Origin of the sequence: Streptomyces sp. NBC_00510, assembly GCA_036013505.1 — a bacterium.
Taxonomy (GTDB): Bacteria; Actinomycetota; Actinomycetes; order Streptomycetales; family Streptomycetaceae; genus Actinacidiphila.
Window position 1 is genome coordinate 4,817,847 of sequence record CP107851.1, and the last position, 15,367, is coordinate 4,833,213.

The following is a 15,367-nucleotide window of genomic DNA, read 5'->3' on the forward strand; positions in this document are numbered from 1 at the left end:
ACGGGAAAAGTCCGCAACGCCACTCGAACGGTAACCCGACAAGCGTCCTGTCTGCCGCACGGACTGCCGTCCATGTCCGATTTGCCCAGGTCAGAGGATCAGGAACAGCCAGACCCCGACAAGAAGCGAAACAACCCCGAAGAAACCTGCCACGGCGGCGGACGCCGGGCCCCCTCCCTGGACCACCGGCAGGTGCCGCAGCGACCGGGTGACGGTCCAGGCCAGGAGGGCTGCCCCGAATACCGCGAACACCGTCCCGGCGAAGATCCCTGGCGCGGTTTCCATGTACATGTCCCCCAGGTCCCTCTCGTGCTCCACGACCGACGCCCCCGCAGCCACGGAGAGTGGCACGCCGGGGCGACAACCGGAAGAACCCACGGTGAACTCCGCCCGAAAGGGCGTGGCCGGATCCTTTCGCTCCCGCCCGGTTCCACCGGGCCCGGCCGCGGCCCCTCCCCGCTCGCCGTCCCCCCTTCCCCCTGGCCGCCCTCCTCGCCCCTGACCGCCTTGACTCGCCTGACAAGATGTCCGGATACACCGAACGTTCTCTCAGGGGGAGTCCCACGATGTCCGACCCGAACAACCCGTACGGCCAGCCCGAGCCGGATGGTTACGGCTACCCGCAGCAGCCCCCGGCCGGCCCCGGCGGCTACGGCCAGCAGCCCGGCTACGGCTACCCGCAGCAGGGTTACCCCCAGCAGGGATACCCGCAGGGCGCCTACACCGGCGACCCCAACGCCCCGTACGGCTACGACATGTACGGCCGCCCGCTGTCGGACAAGTCCAAGGTCGTGGCCGGCGTGCTGCAGCTGCTGGTGGGCGGCCTGGGCATCGGGCGCTTCTACGTGGGCGACATCGGCATCGGCGTCGCGCAGCTCCTCACCTGCGGCGGCTTCGGCATCTGGGCGCTGATCGACGGCATCCTCTTCCTGACGAGCAACGACCGCACCGACTCGCAGGGCCGGATCCTGCGCAGCTGAGGACGATGACCTCCCTGACCTGGAACCGCCTCAGGGCCGTGGCCGGACGACCGGCCACGGCCCCCGTGGCGTCGCTCGTCGCGGGCGCGGCGGGCGCCGCCTACCTGTGGGGCACCGACCCGCACCAGGAGGGGCACTGGCTGCCCCGATGCCCCTTCAACTTCCTGACGGGGCTGCTCTGTCCCGCCTGCGGCGCGACCCGCATGGTCTACGACCTGATGCACGGCGACCTGTCGGCCGCCTTCCACGACAACGCGCTGCTGCTCCTGGCGAGCCCCTTTCCCCTCTATCTGTACGCGCGGTGGGTGACGGAGGGGCTGCGCGGCCGTTCCTACCGCCCCACGCTCGGACGCCGTGCGCAACTGGCGGTCCTGGGGATCGCCGTGGCCTGGGCCGTCGTACGCAACGCGGTTTGACAACGCGGTGATCACGGTTCCGTGACGGCTGTTCATCATCGGGACGGATGTCAATTTTCTGATGTAAGTATGTGGCCATCCGAGGCGGGGGGCCGGATCCTGAGGAAACGTGCGCTCCTGCCTGATCGTCCCCATTTGCGCAAGGAGCGACCTTCATGGCCACGCCCACCACTGACGCCCCGCACGGCTACGACGCGGCCGGCCGTCCGCTGTCCGACAAGTCGAAGATCACCGCTGGTCTTCTGCAGCTCTTCCTGGGCGGCCTGGGCATCGGGCGCTTCTACACCGGCCACACCGGCATGGCCATCGCCCAGCTCCTGACCTGCGGCGGCCTCGGCTTCTGGGCCCTGATCGACGCGATCCTCTTCTTCACCAGCAAGGACCGCACGGACTCCAAGGGCCGCGTCCTGCAGGGCTGATCCCCGCGACGCACCCCGACGGCCCGCCTCCGCTCTCCGCTGCGGAGGCGGGCCGCCGCGCTCCCGCTCACACCGGCTCGATGAAGCCCTGCTCCACCAGCAGCCGGATCGCCTCCGGCGTACGGTCCCGCAGCACCACCGGGTCCTCGCCCAGCAACTGGGCGATGGCGTCCAGGATCCGACCGGCCGTCAGCGTCCCGTCGCAGACGCCCGCGAAGCCCGCGCCGACCGTGTCCACCCTCGTCGCGCGCCGCATGCCGCGGTTCGCCCGCAGGACGACGTGCTCCGGGTCCTCGGCGCCGGGCAGTCCCACCTGCTCCTGCACCACCTCGTCCGCCAGCCTGAAGCGCTCGTCGAGCAGCGCCGCGTCGTCGTGGGCGCGCAGGAAGTCCTGGCGGCCGAACCAGGCCGCGATGTGCGGCCCGAGCGGCTGCTCGACGGGGTGCGGCCACTCCTCGGCGGTGACGGCGTGACGGTCCGAGCCGGTCCTGCGCACGGTGATCCAGCCGAAGCCCACGGCCTTGGTCTTGCGCTGTTCGAAGGCGTCCAGCCACGCGTCGTAGCGGGCGGCGTACGCCTCGGGCCCCGCCAGGTGGTCACCGCCGTCGCGCAGCCACAGCTCCGCGTACTGCGTGACGTCCTGCACCTCGCGCTGCACGATCCACGCGTCGCAGCCGGCGGGCACCCAGGCGGAGACGCGGTCCCGCCAGTCCTCGCCCTCGGTGTGCTCCCAGTTGGCGAGCAATTGGAGGTGCCCGCCCTCGGTGAGGTGGTCGGCGGCCTGCCGGACGACGGTCCGGCACAGGTCGTCGCCGGCCATGCCGCCGTCGCGGTAGGTGAAGCGGCTGCCCGGGGAGATGACGAACGGCGGGTTGGACACGATCAGGTCGTAGCGCTCGTCGCCGACCGGCTCGAAGAGGCTGCCCTGCCGGACGTCCGGCTCGGGCGCGCCCGACAGGGCGAGGGTGAGCCGCGTGAAGTGCAGGGCGCGGGGGTTGAGGTCGGTCGCGGTGACCCGGGTGGCGTGCCGGGAGGCGTGCAGCGCCTGGATGCCGGAACCGGTGCCGAGGTCCAGCGCCCGGGCCACGGGCGTGCGGACGGTGATCCCGGCGAGCGTGGTCGACGCGCCGCCGACGCCGAGCACCAGGTCCGCGCGGTCCACGCCGGGCGTCGTACGGATGCCGTTGGCGCCGCCCACCGCGCAGCCGAGGTCGGACACGATGTACCAGTCCTCGCCGCCGTCGCCCCCGTAGGGGCGGACGTCCACCGTGGCGCGCACCTCGTCGCCGTCCCGGACGAGCCAGCCGTCCTCGAGGGCCGCGTCGAGGGGCAGCACGTCGCGCAGCCGGGCGTACGGGACCGGCTGCTGCAGCAGGAAGAGCCGCACCAGGCTCTCCAGAGGGCTGCCGCCGCGGGTGGCACGCAGGGCGGGTACGGTCTCCGCCCGCGAGAGCGCGGCGTAGGCGGTCGCCCCGAGCAGGTCGAGACAGCCGTCGGCCGTGAAGGCCGCGGCGCGCAGCGCGTCGCGGAGGCGGTCGGCGCGGTCGGGGGCGGGCAGGGGCTGCGGGGGCGGCTGCGTACTCACGCTGCCATTGTCACCCGCGACGGGGCGCCCGGCGGGCCCCACCCGCCCTCGGACGGTCAGGACTTCGAGGGCTTCGGGCCGGAGTCCTGGCAGCCGGGCTGCTTCGCCATGGCCTGGCCGACCTCGCCCTGGCGCAGCGTGTCGAGCGCCTGCTCGCCGCTCTTGCTCACCTTGGCCAGGTTGTCGGAGACGCCCTTCAGCCCGTCGGCGAACTTCGCCTGGTCGGAGACGGGCAGCGCGTCGACCTGCTTGCGCAGGTTCGCGTAGGCGGTGGACAGCGAATTGAGGTCGTTGACCGCGTCCTGCTTGAGCTTCGTGCCGTCGTCGACCGGCGGGTCGCCGGCCTTGCCGACGATCCCGGCGAGCGCCTTGTAGGCCTCCGAGATCTGCCCGAACGCCGTGGAGTCGGCACTCCGGACGTCCTGCGGCTTGGCGTTGCTCGGGGTGTTGCTGATGTGGGTGTTCGCGTCGTTGATCTTCTTGACCTGGGCGGAGGCCTGGTCGCAGACCGTCTTCGCCCAGGCGTCGAGCTTTTCGTTACCGCCGTCGCCGCATCCCGACAGCGACCCCGTCGCGAGGATCACAGCCGTGACGGACAGCGCAGCCGCGAGTTTGGTGTTCACGGCCCCGGAACCTACACGGCTCCTGTCCGCGGGCCACATCGCTTCCACTCGATGCGCCCACTATTGCCCCTTATGAACCAAGAAGAGGGTGATGCATCTGACGTGCCCGCACGCGGCGGGCGCCACCCCGGAGGATGACGCCCGCCGCCGTATCAAGATGAGCTCACACTACGTCAGACCGTGGCCGTCGCATTCGGGTCGGCTGATCGCTTCGTGGTCTCGGTGTCGTCGTGGCCGGCGTCGGCGCCCTCGTCGTCCCCGACCGCGATGCCGCGACGCTTGGAGATGTAGACGGCACCCACGATGACCACCAGGGACACCGCGGCGACGCCGATCCGCACGCCGAGGTTGGCCTGGTCGCCATAGGAGAACTGGACCACCGCCGGGGCGACCAGCAGCGCCACCAGGTTCATGACCTTCAGCAGCGGGTTGATGGCCGGGCCCGCGGTGTCCTTGAACGGGTCGCCCACGGTGTCGCCGATGACGGTCGCGGCGTGGGCCTCGCTGCCCTTGCCGCCGTGGTGGCCGTCCTCGACGAGCTTCTTGGCGTTGTCCCAGGCACCGCCGGAGTTGGCGAGGAAGACCGCCATGAGCGTGCCCGCGCCGATGGCTCCGGCGAGGTAGGAGCCCAGCGCTCCGATGCCGAGGGAGAAGCCGACGGCGATGGGGGCGAGTACGGCGAGCAGACCGGGGGTGGCCAGTTCGCGCAGCGCGTCCTTGGTGCAGATGTCCACGACGCGCCCGTACTCGGGCTTCTCGGTGTAGTCCATGATCCCGGGGTGCTCGCGGAACTGCCGGCGCACCTCGAAGACCACCGCACCCGCCGACCGGGACACGGCGTTGATGGCCAGTCCGGAGAAGAGGAAGACGACGGCCGCGCCGAGCAGCAGGCCGAACAGGTTGTTCGGCTGGGAGATGTCCAGGTCCAGCCACCTGAGGTCGGCGGCGGAGATGTTCGCCTCCCGCACCGCGGTGTCGACGGCCTCCTTGAAGGACCCGAACAGCGCGGTCGCCGCGAGCACGGCGGTCGCGATGGCGATGCCCTTGGTGATCGCCTTGGTGGTGTTGCCGACCGCGTCGAGGTCGGTGAGCACCTGGGCGCCCTCGCCGTGGACGTCGCCGGACATCTCGGCGATGCCCTGGGCGTTGTCGGAGACCGGGCCGAAGGTGTCCATGGCCACGATCACGCCGACGGTGGTGAGCAGACCGGTGCCGGCCAGCGCCACCGCGAACAGGGCGAGCCAGATCGAGGCACCGCCCAGCAGGAAGGCGCCGTACACCGAGAGGCCGATGAGGACGGCCGAGTACACCGCGGACTCCAGGCCGACGGAGATGCCGGACAGGATGACGGTGGCGGGCCCGGTCAGCGACGTCTTGCCGATGTCCCGCACCGGGCGCCGGCTGGTCTCGGTGAAGTAGCCGGTGAGCTGCTGGATGAGCGCCGCCAGCACGATGCCGATGGCGACCGCGACCAGCGCGAGGATGCGCGGGTCACCGCCGTGCGAGGCGATGTCGCCGGGCACGTTGGCCAGCTCCGCGTACGTCGAGGGCAGGTACGCGAACGCCGCGACGGCCACCATCGCCAGCGAGATCACCGCGGAGATGAAGAAGCCGCGGTTGATGGCGGTCATGCCGCTGCGGTCCTTGCGGCGGGGGGCCACCGCGAAGATGCCGACCATGGCGGTGAGCACGCCGATCGCCGGGATCAGCAGCGGGAAGGCCAGGCCGGAGTCGCCGAAGGCGACCTTGCCGAGGATGAGCGCGGCCACCAGGGTGACGGCGTACGACTCGAACAGGTCGGCGGCCATGCCGGCGCAGTCGCCGACGTTGTCGCCGACGTTGTCCGCGATGGTGGCGGCGTTGCGCGGGTCGTCCTCCGGGATGCCCTGCTCGACCTTGCCGACCAGGTCGGCGCCGACGTCCGCGGCCTTGGTGAAGATGCCGCCGCCGACACGCATGAACATGGCGAGCAGCGCGGCGCCGAAGCCGAAGCCCTCCAGCACCTTGGGCGCGTCGGCCTTGTAGACCAGCACGACGACGGAGGCGCCCAGCAGCCCCAGGCCCACGGTGAACATGCCGACCACGCCGCCGGTGCGGAAGGCGATCTTCATCGCGTGGTGCGAGACGGTCGTCAGGTCCGCCGAGGGCTCACCCGGCGCCGGGGTCGCGGCTCGTGCGGCTGCGGCCACGCGGACGTTGCTGCGCACCGCCAGCCACATGCCGATGTAGCCGGTGACCGCCGAGAAGCCGGCGCCCACCAGGAAGAACACGCTTCGGCCGATGCGCTGCGCCGTGGTGTCCGCGGGCAGCAGCATGAGCAGGAAGAACGCGACGACCGCGAAAACTCCCAGAGTGCGGAACTGCCGTGCGAGGTAGGCGTTTGCACCTTCCTGCACGGCAGCCGCGATCTTCTTCATGCTGTCGGTGCCCTCGTCGGCACTGAGCACTTGACGTACCAGCACCACGGCGAGCACCAGGGCGGCCAGTGCCACCACCACGATGACGAGCACGAGATTGCGGTTGCCGTCGGTCAGTACGGGTGATGCGGCAAGCGGTTGGGCGATGTCCTGCAGGTGAGGGGTAAGTGGCCCCGCCATTCGTCCTCCTTGACGTTTGGCACGTGGGCGCGCGGCTCCGGCGACTTAGCAGCCACGACGCTCAGGCTTGTGAGCTGAGCAAAGATGGACGGATTGTAGGGAGCCGAACTAGATCAAAACAGGGCGCAGGAAACGAAATTCGCCGCGGCCGGGGATATAGCAAAGGAGATCGCCCGCAGATATCACCGGAAAAGGTGAACAGTCACCGTGTAAGTGGATCAACCACCGGGTGAATCCGCACACGCCGAGCTGACCTGCGGCAGAAGCGCGCAGGCAGCTCGGCAGGAGTGCGTGAAGGGGGGCTGGGCGGCTAGGAGAGCGCGGCCGGGTTCAGCGGCCAGCTCATCCGGATGACATCGCCGTACTCTCCCGAGAAGACCTCGACGTCGTCGACGAGGCCGCTGATGACGGCCAGACCCATCTGGCCCTCGTCCTCCGCCTCGGAGGAGTCGGACGAGGAGGGTGAGCCGTCGGGAAGCGGCTCGGATTGCTCGGCGGGGCTGTCACCACGCGCCGAGGGCACACTGGCGGCGTCGGCGGGGCGTTCGTCCGCCTCGGGGGACTTGTCGCCGACCTCGATGGAGAACTTCTTCTCCTCCTCGGTCAGCACCACCCGCACCGGACGGTCCGCACCACTGCTGCGGTACAGCCCGACGGCCCGGCTGCATGCCTCACCGACGGCGAGCCGGACCTCGTCGAGGACGGCCTCGTCCACCCCTGCCCTGCGGGCTACCGCAGCCGCCACCAGTCGTGCGGTGCGGACGTGCTCCGGCAGTGCGCTGAAGAGCAGTTCTACGGTGGGCATGGCCTCCCCCTCGTGCCTGTGGGCGGGCAACACAGGGGCCCGGGCGTCGGCGTCGCCCGGAGCCCCTCGGTCCGGCGCCGACGTCAGTCGGTCGCCGCGACGGCCTCGTCGACCGAGGTGTGGATGGGGAACACCTTGGTCAGGCCGGTGATACGGAAAATCTTGAGAATGCGCTCCTGGTTGCACACCAGGCGCAGCGAGCCTTCATGCGCGCGAACCCGCTTGAGCCCGCCGACCAGCACGCCCAGCCCCGTCGAGTCCAGGAAGTCCACGCCTTCCATGTCCACGACCAGGTGGTAGCTACCGTCGTTCACGAGTTCCACCAGCTGCTCGCGCAGCTTGGGTGCGGTGTACACATCAATCTCGCCGCCGACCTCGACGACCGTACGGTCGCCGACGGTTCGAGTCGACAGGGACAGGTCCACGGATCCTCCAGCACCTTGCATCGAGCGGTCGCCCCCCATGGATCGGCAGCCGCGATGGCATTCAATCACTTACCAGCGGGCATGCACGACGCCTTACGGCGATTGTCCGTCATGCCAGTGACACACTGAGTGCCGATGGCTCAGGATCATCTTCCGCAGTCGGCGCACGGCCGCACCTCCCCCGTCGCCCTCCTGGAGCGGCTTGCCACGGGGGCGGGCAGGGCCGCGCGCATCACCCATACGGAGCACTTGCCCCCACGGGCGGGTCGCCATGCCGATTGGCCTGATCAGATCCGCCCGGAGGTGATCGACGCGGTCCGCGCGTCCGGCATCGAGCGGCCGTGGGAGCACCAGGCACAGGTGGCCGCCCACGCCCTCGCCGGCACCTCCGCGGTGGTCGCCACGGGAACGGCCTCCGGCAAGTCCCTGGCGTACCTCGTGCCGGTCCTCAGCGCCCTCGTGGAGGGCTCCGAGGCGCCGAACGGCCGGGGCGCCACCGCGCTCTACCTGGCGCCCACCAAGGCCCTGGCGGCCGACCAGCGGCGTGCCGTGGCCGAACTCGCCGCCCCGCTGGGCAAGGCGGTGCGCGCGGCGGTCTACGACGGCGACACGCCCTTCGAGGAGCGCGAGTGGGTCCGCCAGTACGCGACCTACGTGCTCACCAACCCCGACATGCTCCATCTGGGTGTCCTCCCGGGCCATTCCCGGTGGTCCTCCTTCCTCCGGCAGCTGCGCTACGTCGTGATCGACGAGTGCCACACCTACCGGGGCGTCTTCGGCTCGCACGTCGCCCAGGTCATACGCAGGCTGCGGCGTGTCTGCGCCCGCTACGGGGCGGATCCCGTCTTCCTCCTCGCCTCCGCGACCGCCGCCGACCCCGGCGCCACGGCCACCCGGCTGACGGGCGTGCCCGTCGCCGAGGTCACCGAGGACGCCTCGCCGCGCGGCGAGGTCGCCTTCGCCCTGTGGGAGCCCCCGCTCACCGAGCTGAGCGGGGAGCACGGCGCCCCGGTGCGCCGCACGGCCACCGCCGAGGCCGCCGACCTGCTGACGGACCTGGTGCTCGACGGCACCCGCACGGTCGCCTTCGTGCGCTCCCGGCGGGCCGCCGAGCTGATCGCCGTCATCGCCCAGGAACGCCTCGCCGAGATCGACCGCCGGCTGACCCGCCGGGTCGCCGCCTACCGGGGCGGCTACCTGCCCCAGGAGCGCCGGGCCATCGAACGGGACCTGCACACCGGGCGGCTCCTCGGACTGGCCTCCACGACGGCCCTGGAGCTGGGTGTGGACGTCTCCGGGCTCGACGCCGTGCTCCTGGCCGGGTACCCGGGCACGAGGGCCTCCCTGTGGCAGCAGGCGGGCCGTGCGGGACGCTCGGGCCAGGGGGCGCTGGCGGTGCTGATCGCCCGCGACGACCCGCTGGACACCTACCTCGTGCACCACCCGGACGCGCTCTTCCGCCGCCCGGTCGAGTCGACCGTGCTGGACCCGGACAACCCGTACGTCCTCGCCCCGCACCTGTGCGCCGCCGCGGCCGAGCTGCCGCTGGGCGAGGAGGACCTGGAGCTCTTCGGGCCCGAGACCGCCGCGCTGCTGCCCCAGCTGGAGCGCCGCGGACTGCTGCGGCGCCGCACCGGCGGGTGGTACTGGACGCGGCGGGAGCGGGCCGCCGACCTCACCGACATCCGCGGCGAGGGCGGCAAGCCCGTCCAGGTCGTCGAAGCCGGGACCGGGCGCCTGCTCGGCACCGTCGACGCGGGCGCCGCGCACACCACCGTCCACGAGGGCGCGGTCCACCTGCACCAGGGCCGCACCTATCTCGTCCGGCACCTGGACCTGGAGGACTCCGTCGCGCTGGTGGAGCAGGCCGACCCGCCGTACTCGACGATGGCCCGCGACACCACGGCGATCTCCGTGCTCGACGAGGACCTGGTGGAGGAGTGGGGCGAGGCCCGCCTCCACTTCGGCTCCGTCGAGGTCACCCATCAGGTCGTCTCCTTCCTCCGTCGACGGCTGATCACCAACGAGGTGATGGGCGAGACCAAGCTGGACCTGCCGCCCCGCACCCTGCGCACCCGTGCCGTGTGGTGGACGGTCACCGACGATCAGCTCGACGCGGCGCGCATCCACCCCGAGGAACTGCCCGGCGCCCTCCACGCCGCCGAGCACGCCTCCATCGGCCTCCTCCCGCTCTTCGCCACCTGCGACCGCTGGGACATCGGCGGGGTCTCCGTGCCGCTCCACCAGGACACCGGGCTGCCGACCGTCTTCGTGTACGACGGCCATCCCGGTGGCGCCGGCTTCGCGGAGCGGGCCTTCCGCACCGCCCGCGGCTGGCTCACCGCCACCCGCGAGGCGATCGCCTCCTGCGAGTGCGAGTTCGGCTGCCCCTCCTGCGTGCAGTCGCCCAAGTGCGGCAACGGCAACGACCCGCTGGACAAGCAGGCCGCGGTACGCCTGCTCGACGTGCTCCTCGCGACGGAGGGCCCGTCGGAGCCCGCCCCCGCCGTACCCGCGCCCGCCCCGGATCCGGAGTCCTGAGGCCCTGCCCGGGAGCGGACCCGGGCGGGCCCGACCGCGGCCGTGACGTCGGCGATCTCACCGCTGACGGCACAGCGGACCAGCCGGGCGTGCTGGGCGGCGGCCACCCGTCCGGCCACGGCGCAGGCCTCCACGCCGCCCCGCAGTGCGTGGTCTGCGGCGGCGAGCGCCGCGAGGTCCGCGGCGGCCCCCGCGCGATGCCGTGCCGCGACGGCGGCGCCGAAGGTCAGCACGGCGCAGGCGGCCATCGCCAGCAGCGCTCCCAGCAGGGCCGTCCAGACCGTCGCGGAGCCCCGGTCGCCCCCTCGCCGGCGGCTCACGGCTCCTCCCCCGTTCCCTCCACGGCGGCGACCGCCTCACCGTGGAGGGTGAGGGACAGGGAACGGGCCTCGACCGTGACCCGGACCAGGTCGCCGCCCCGGCGGACCGAGACGGCGGCCCCGGCGGGAGCCGCCGTGCGGGCCGCCCGCAGCACCGCGCCGTCCGGCTCCTCGCGGGCCGCCGCACGGGCTCCGGCCCGTGCGGCGTCGACGCAGCGGATCTGCGCGGCCGCCGCGGCCAGCCCCCACAGCAGCAGCGCCGTGAGGAACACCAGCGACGGGATGACCACCGCCGCCTCCGCCGTGACGTAGCCGGCGTCACGGCGGCGCTCAGAACGCCACATCGAGGGCCCGCTTGATGAGCCCGCTGAGCGCGGAGCTGACCACGCCCGAGGTGACCACCTTGTAGAGCACGGCCGCGAAACCGCAGGCAGCCAGCGTGCCCACGGCGTACTCGGCCGTGGTCATCCCGCCCTCGCCGGTTCGGCACCGGCGGCTCAGCTTCCTCAGACAACGCATGACTCGCATGGGATCCCCCTTCAGATCGTCGTGCCGGCGAGGATCGCCCCCGCCAGCCCCATCACCACCGGCGCGACCCCCACGAGGAGGAAGGCCGGCAGGAAGCACAGCCCCAGCGGGGCGGTGATCAGCACTCCGGCGCGGCGGGCCCGCGCCGCGCCGAAACGGGCGTGCTCGGCGCGGCAGCCGGCGGCGAGCCGCGCGATCTCCTCGACCGGCGGCACTCCCGTCGTGGTGGCGCGCTCCATGCACCGGGCGAGCTCCCGGCAGCCGAGCCGGTCCAGCCGGCCCCAGCACTGCGCGGGGTCGCCGCCCAGGCGGAGCTCGGCGGCGGCGCGGGTGAGCGCCTCGCCGAGCGGCCCTCCCAGGGACGGCCCGACGGCCTCGGCTGCCTCGCGGGGCCCGGCTCCGGCCGCGACACAGGCGGCCATCAGATCGGCCGCCAGCGGCAGCTGCCGCGCGGCCCGGGCCTGGTCCGCGGGCCCGGCGGGCCGGGGCCGCCGCTGCCGTCGGCGCAGCGCGTACGCGGCGCCGAGCCCGGCCGCCGCGCCGGGGACTCCGCCGACCAGGGCGAACGCACCCAGGGCGACCCCGGCGACCGGCGCCCATTCCCGGGCGGAGGCCGTGCCCGGCCATCTGCGGCCGCGCCGGGCCGGTGGCGCTGTGCCCATGAGCAGCCGCAGCCTGCGCCGCGCGGCGCGCTCCCTCCGGGTGGCGGCGAGGGCGCCCGCGACGCATAGGGCGGTGGCGGCGACGGCCACGACGATCCCCAGCCTGTGGACGGCGTCGCCGCTCATGACCCTCCCTCCGCGGTCCGGACGATGCGCGCGGTCCAGGCGAGCCCGGCCCACTCCAGAAGCCCGCCGGCGGCCAGGCAGCCCAGCCCCGCGGGTGTGCGCAGCAAGATGCCCAGCGGATCGGCGCCCAGCCCGGTGCCCAGGACCAGCCCGAAGACGGGCAGCAGGGCCAGCAGCGCGACGGTGGAGCGGGGTGCCGCCAGTTGGGCCCTCAGGTCCTCCCGCTGGTCGCGTTCGGCACGCAGGGCGGCCGCGATCCGGTCCAGGCCGTCGGCGAGCCCCGCGCCGCCGTCCACCGCCACCTGCCAGCAGGCGGCGACACCGGAGAGCCCCTCGGCGCCCTCCAGCCGGGCGGCCGACCGCAACGCCGCGGGCACGTCACCGCCGAAACGGGCGGCCGCCAGCAACGGCAGCGCCGCGTCCGACAGGCCGGGGTGCTCCGGCCAGCCCTCGCGGCCCAGCGCACCGGCCAGCGCGGCGGGCGGTGCCAGTCCTGCCCGCAGATCGCCGGCGACCGCCGCGCACAGCGCGCCCACCGCCAGGGCCCGCCGTTCCGCTTCGGCGCGCCGCTCCCGCCCGCGCAGCCACCGCCCGGCGAGCGGCACCGCGGCCGCCCCGAGCAGGACCGGCAGCACCGACCGGGCGGCCAGCCCCGCGACCAACCCGCCCGGCAGGAACAGCACTTCGCGGCCGAGGCGCCAGCCGTACCGCACCCGGAACGGCTCCAGCAGCCCGCTGAGGCGGGTTTCGAGGCCGCCCGGCCCCAGGAGCCCACCGGCCACCCCGCGGGCCCCAGAGACGCCACTGAGCAACGTCCTTGCCCTACGCAGGACTTCATCCCCCGCGCATGCCACCCAGGCGGCGGTGCCCGCGCACAGGGTGGCGAGGAGCACCGCGGCGCTCATGACCGCCCCCTTGCGCAGAGCGCGGCCAACCGGTCCCATCCCGGGCCGCGTTCGCCACCGCACAGGGCCGGCACCGTGCCGACGATCCCGTCCGGCCCGCGCTCCAGGACGTGGATCTCGGCGACCCGGCGCCGCCCCGAGCGGTCCCGCACCAGATGCACCACCACCGACAGGGCGGCCGCCAACTGGCTGTGCAGCGCGGCCCGGTCCAGGCCCGCAACTGCGCCCAGAGCCTCCAGCCGGGCGGGCACATCGCCCGCGGCATTGGCGTGGACCGTCCCGCACCCGCCCTCGTGGCCGGTGTTGAGGGCGCCCAGCAGATCCAGGACCTCAGGCCCGCGCACCTCGCCGACCACCAGCCGGTCCGGCCGCATGCGCAGCGCCTGCCGTACGAGGTCCCGCAGGGTGACCAGCCCGGCGCCCTCCTGGTTGGCGGGCCGGGTCTCCAGCCGGACGACATGCGGATGGCGCGGCCGCAGCTCGGCGGAGTCCTCGGCGAGGACGATGCGCTCGCCCGGCGGGACGAGGCCGAGCAGGCAGCTCAGCAGCGTGGTCTTGCCGGAGCCCGTGCCGCCGGAGACCACGTACGACAGGCGGGCGTCCAGCACCGCCCGCAGGAGGGCGGCCGTGCCGCCGTCCATGCTGCCCGCGGCCACCAGTTCGTCCAGGGTGAAGGCCCGGGTGCGGACGACCCGCAGGGACAGGCACGGGGCGCCGACCACCACCGGTGGCAGCACCGCGTGCAGCCGGGTGCCGTCCGGCAGCCGGGCGTCGACCCAGGGCCGGGCGTCGTCCAGCCGTCGCCCGGCCGCGGAGGCGAGCCGCTGGGCGAGCCTGCGTACGGCCGCCGCGTCCGCGAACCGCACCTCCGTGCGCTCCAGTCCGGCGCCCCGGTCCGCCCACACCTCGTCCGGCCCGTTCACCAGGACATCGGTGACGTCCGGTTCGGCGAGCAGCCCCTCCAGGGGCCCGGCGCCGACCATCTCCGAGCGCAGCGCGGCCACCACGTCGAGCACTTCGGTGTCGCCCAGCAGCCGGCCCTGTGCCCGCAGCGCGGCGGCCACGCCGGCCGGGGTGGGCTCGTCACCGGAGGCGGCCAGCCGCAGCCGCACGGCGTCGAGCAGGGCGGGCGTCATGACGTCGGCGCTCATGCGGCCACGCTCCCGCCGGGCAGCGCCGCCGTGAGGAAGGCCGAGCAGAACACGGCCAGTGGGCCCCGCCCGCTGCCGCCCGGCGCCTCGCCGCCGTCCAGGGCGGCGGGCAGGCCGGGCTCCGTCGGCAGCTCGCCGGCGAGCGGGAGCCCGACCAGTTCGGCGAGCGCCTCGTCGGTGAGCCCCGAGCCGAAGGGGCCGCGGGCGACGACGCGCAGGTCCCGCAGCACCATGGCCATCCGGGACGCGACCCGGCCGGCGGCCGCGACCGCGCGCAGCTCGGCGGGGACGACCAGCAGCCCGACGTCGATCTGGGCGAGCGCCTCGGCCACCGCCTCGTCCATGCGGCGCGGCAGGTCGACGACCACCACCCCGCCGCGCCGCCGGGCGGCGCCCATCACCGACCGCATGGCCTGCGGCGGGATGACGACGGTGTCGCCACGGTCCCAGCTGAGGACGCTCAGGGCGTGCGTGCGGGGCAGCGACTCCTCCAGCGCCCCGCTGTTGACCCGGCCCCGCGACTCGGCGAGGTCGGGCCAGCGCAGCCCGCCCACCCGTTCGGCCCCGAGCAGTACGTCCAGGCCGCCGCCGAGCGGATCGGCGTCGACGAGCAGCGTGCGGCGCCCGGAGCGGGCGGCCGTGACGGCCATCGCACATGCCAGGGTGCTGGCCCCCGCGCCGCCGCGGCCGCCCACGACGCCGATCGTCAGGGCCGGGTCGCCTGCGCCCTCCGCCACGTCGGCGATCCGGTCGACCAGCCAGGTCTCGGCGTCGGGCAGGAAGGCGACGTGCTCGGCGCCGACATCCACGGCGCGGCGCCACACGTCCGGATCGTCCAGATCCCGTCCGACCAGGAGCACGCCCCGGCGGCGGCGCGCCGTGCCGGGCACGCGGCGGGTGTCCGCGGCGCCGACCAGCACCAGCGGCGCCCCCTCCCAGCTGCCCGGCGCCGGCGGGACCCCGAAGGCGACCTCCGGCTCCGCACCCGCCGCGGCGCACAGGCGCAGCAGGTCGTCCAGGAGGGCCCCGTCCTCGGTGACGATGAGCGGGCCGCCGCCAGGATCGTCCTTTCCGCGCGACCATGCGGATGCCCGCCCGGGCACCCGCCCGTCACGCGCTCCTTTTGTTTCACCGTTGAATGATTCGGCCACCTCGGCGTCCCCCTCGCTCGCTCCGGCCCGTCCCGTCGGTATCGGGCACATGCACCGCACACATCTCCGGCGCGGCATTTGCCGCCAGAGTCTCGCGAGTCGCCGAAACCTGATGATCTTGGTGGTAATCGGT

At 73.6% G+C, this 15,367-nt stretch carries 16 protein-coding genes and 1 pseudogene; 4 read left to right on the forward strand and 13 right to left on the reverse strand.

What is annotated here, in order from left to right; genetic code table 11:
• Window positions 1-90 precede the first annotated feature (90 nt).
• Complete coding sequence (locus tag OG937_21590; protein WUD78836.1) at window positions 91-285, reverse strand: hypothetical protein; 195 nt, start codon at window positions 283-285, stop codon at window positions 91-93.
• Between the two features lie 281 nt (window positions 286-566).
• On the opposite strand from OG937_21590, the gene OG937_21595 reads away from it, so the two are divergent.
• The 3 genes from OG937_21595 to OG937_21605 all read left to right on the forward strand — a co-directional run bounded on the left by OG937_21595 (window position 567) and on the right by OG937_21605 (window position 1,815).
• Entirely contained in the window at window positions 567-980 is a 414-nt protein-coding gene (locus tag OG937_21595) for a TM2 domain-containing protein (protein ID WUD74099.1), read from the forward strand.
• 5 nt (window positions 981-985) lie between these two features.
• Window positions 986-1,396 (forward strand): DUF2752 domain-containing protein, encoded by a 411-nt coding sequence (locus OG937_21600; protein WUD74100.1) that lies wholly within the window; start codon window positions 986-988, stop codon window positions 1,394-1,396.
• Window positions 1,397-1,551: 155 nt separating this feature from the next.
• Complete coding sequence (locus OG937_21605; protein WUD74101.1) at window positions 1,552-1,815, forward strand: TM2 domain-containing protein; 264 nt, start codon at window positions 1,552-1,554, stop codon at window positions 1,813-1,815.
• A gap of 67 nt (window positions 1,816-1,882) precedes the next feature.
• Here OG937_21605 and OG937_21610 read toward each other — a convergent pair whose 3' ends face one another.
• The 5 genes from OG937_21610 to bldG all read right to left on the reverse strand — a co-directional run bounded on the left by OG937_21610 (window position 1,883) and on the right by bldG (window position 7,850).
• On the reverse strand, window positions 1,883-3,400 hold the full coding sequence (locus OG937_21610) for a class I SAM-dependent methyltransferase (protein WUD74102.1): 1,518 nt from the start codon (window positions 3,398-3,400) through the stop codon (window positions 1,883-1,885).
• A 56-nt stretch (window positions 3,401-3,456) separates the two neighbouring features.
• Complete coding sequence (locus OG937_21615) at window positions 3,457-4,023, reverse strand: small secreted protein (GenBank protein ID WUD74103.1); 567 nt, start codon at window positions 4,021-4,023, stop codon at window positions 3,457-3,459.
• Between the two features lie 173 nt (window positions 4,024-4,196).
• Complete coding sequence (locus OG937_21620) at window positions 4,197-6,620, reverse strand: sodium-translocating pyrophosphatase (protein ID WUD74104.1); 2,424 nt, start codon at window positions 6,618-6,620, stop codon at window positions 4,197-4,199.
• 310 nt (window positions 6,621-6,930) lie between these two features.
• Complete coding sequence (locus OG937_21625; protein ID WUD74105.1) at window positions 6,931-7,425, reverse strand: ATP-binding protein; 495 nt, start codon at window positions 7,423-7,425, stop codon at window positions 6,931-6,933.
• A gap of 83 nt (window positions 7,426-7,508) precedes the next feature.
• Window positions 7,509-7,850 carry an anti-sigma factor antagonist BldG gene (bldG, locus tag OG937_21630; GenBank protein ID WUD74106.1) on the reverse strand — a complete coding sequence of 114 codons (342 nt, stop codon included), beginning with the start codon at window positions 7,848-7,850 and terminating at the stop codon, window positions 7,509-7,511.
• A gap of 135 nt (window positions 7,851-7,985) precedes the next feature.
• On the opposite strand from bldG, the gene OG937_21635 reads away from it, so the two are divergent.
• Window positions 7,986-10,391 (forward strand): DEAD/DEAH box helicase, encoded by a 2,406-nt coding sequence (locus OG937_21635; GenBank protein WUD74107.1) that lies wholly within the window; start codon window positions 7,986-7,988, stop codon window positions 10,389-10,391.
• Here the strand turns inward: OG937_21635 and OG937_21640 are convergent.
• The 7 genes and pseudogenes from OG937_21640 to OG937_21670 form a co-directional block, all read right to left on the reverse strand.
• Window positions 10,391-10,660 (reverse strand): annotated as a pseudogene (locus OG937_21640) (hypothetical protein). The gene OG937_21635 and the pseudogene OG937_21640 overlap by 1 nt on opposite strands.
• 47 nt (window positions 10,661-10,707) lie before the next feature.
• Window positions 10,708-11,055: a hypothetical protein gene (locus OG937_21645; GenBank protein WUD74108.1), complete on the reverse strand. Its 348-nt coding sequence runs from the start codon at window positions 11,053-11,055 to the stop codon at window positions 10,708-10,710.
• Window positions 11,042-11,179, reverse strand: a complete 138-nt coding sequence (locus tag OG937_21650) for a DUF4244 domain-containing protein (GenBank protein WUD74109.1) — start codon at window positions 11,177-11,179, stop codon at window positions 11,042-11,044. Before OG937_21650 ends, OG937_21645 begins: the two co-directional genes overlap by 14 nt.
• 71 nt (window positions 11,180-11,250) lie before the next feature.
• Window positions 11,251-12,027, reverse strand: coding sequence for a type II secretion system F family protein (locus OG937_21655; GenBank protein ID WUD74110.1), 777 nt, complete (start codon window positions 12,025-12,027; stop codon window positions 11,251-11,253).
• A complete protein-coding gene (locus tag OG937_21660; GenBank protein WUD74111.1) occupies window positions 12,024-12,932 on the reverse strand; it encodes a type II secretion system F family protein in 909 nt (302 codons plus the stop codon). The genes OG937_21655 and OG937_21660 overlap by 4 nt, the downstream gene beginning before the upstream one ends.
• Window positions 12,929-14,083 (reverse strand): TadA family conjugal transfer-associated ATPase, encoded by a 1,155-nt coding sequence (locus OG937_21665; protein WUD74112.1) that lies wholly within the window; start codon window positions 14,081-14,083, stop codon window positions 12,929-12,931. The genes OG937_21660 and OG937_21665 overlap by 4 nt, the downstream gene beginning before the upstream one ends.
• Window positions 14,080-15,186 carry a CpaE-like family protein gene (locus OG937_21670; protein WUD74113.1) on the reverse strand — a complete coding sequence of 369 codons (1,107 nt, stop codon included), beginning with the start codon at window positions 15,184-15,186 and terminating at the stop codon, window positions 14,080-14,082. Before OG937_21670 ends, OG937_21665 begins: the two co-directional genes overlap by 4 nt.
• Window positions 15,187-15,367 lie beyond the last annotated feature (181 nt).

Coding starts and splice junctions, on each gene's coding strand:
- OG937_21590 (WUD78836.1), bottom strand. CDS start 285: ATGGAAACCGCGCCAGGGATCTTCGCCGGGACGGTGTTCGCGGTATTC.
- OG937_21595 (WUD74099.1), top strand. CDS start 567: ATGTCCGACCCGAACAACCCGTACGGCCAGCCCGAGCCGGATGGTTAC.
- OG937_21600 (WUD74100.1), top strand. CDS start 986: ATGACCTCCCTGACCTGGAACCGCCTCAGGGCCGTGGCCGGACGACCG.
- OG937_21605 (WUD74101.1), top strand. CDS start 1,552: ATGGCCACGCCCACCACTGACGCCCCGCACGGCTACGACGCGGCCGGC.
- OG937_21620 (WUD74104.1), bottom strand. CDS start 6,620: ATGGCGGGGCCACTTACCCCTCACCTGCAGGACATCGCCCAACCGCTT.
- OG937_21625 (WUD74105.1), bottom strand. CDS start 7,425: ATGCCCACCGTAGAACTGCTCTTCAGCGCACTGCCGGAGCACGTCCGC.
- OG937_21635 (WUD74107.1), top strand. CDS start 7,986: ATGGCTCAGGATCATCTTCCGCAGTCGGCGCACGGCCGCACCTCCCCC.
- OG937_21645 (WUD74108.1), bottom strand. CDS start 11,055: ATGTGGCGTTCTGAGCGCCGCCGTGACGCCGGCTACGTCACGGCGGAG.
- OG937_21650 (WUD74109.1), bottom strand. CDS start 11,179: ATGACCACGGCCGAGTACGCCGTGGGCACGCTGGCTGCCTGCGGTTTC.
- OG937_21655 (WUD74110.1), bottom strand. CDS start 12,027: ATGAGCGGCGACGCCGTCCACAGGCTGGGGATCGTCGTGGCCGTCGCC.
- OG937_21660 (WUD74111.1), bottom strand. CDS start 12,932: ATGAGCGCCGCGGTGCTCCTCGCCACCCTGTGCGCGGGCACCGCCGCC.
- OG937_21665 (WUD74112.1), bottom strand. CDS start 14,083: ATGAGCGCCGACGTCATGACGCCCGCCCTGCTCGACGCCGTGCGGCTG.